At 74.4% G+C, this 375-nt stretch carries 1 pseudogene; it reads right to left on the bottom strand.

Going from position 1 to position 375, the window contains the following annotated elements:
* A pseudogene (locus ACEN88_RS34620) lies at positions 1 to 375 on the bottom strand (hypothetical protein); the annotation flags it as partial.

Genomic DNA, 375 nt, shown 5'->3' with positions numbered 1-375 from the left:
GAACAGGCGCGCCTGCAGGCGCGCCTGTTCGGCGTGGATCGCGAGATCGTCGGCGTCACGCTGGGCGCGGGCGGCGATCTCGGTATCGATGCGCGCCTGTTCCGCCGCGCGCTTGCGGGCATCGTCCTCGGCGCGGGTGCGGGCTTCGGCCGCGATGCGGATCTGCGTGTCCGATTCGACGCGGGCGCGCAGTCCCGCCGTCTCCTGGCGGATCGCTTCCAGGCGCTCGGCGGCGGCCTTGGCGGCGGCACGCAGGGTTTCGATACGGTCGCGGTTCGCCTCGATCGCCTCTTCCGAAGCCTGCGCGTTCGCGAGGGCGGCAGCCGCCGCTTCGGCGTCGATCGCGGCGCGCTCCTCGGCCAGGCTGCGCGCACG

Origin of the sequence: Massilia sp. CT11-108 (assembly GCF_047302915.1) — a bacterium.
GTDB lineage: Bacteria > Pseudomonadota > Gammaproteobacteria > Burkholderiales > Burkholderiaceae_D > Telluria > Telluria orientalis.
Note: the sequence above shows the minus strand (reverse complement) of the source record. Positions and strands in the feature narration are given on the sequence as shown.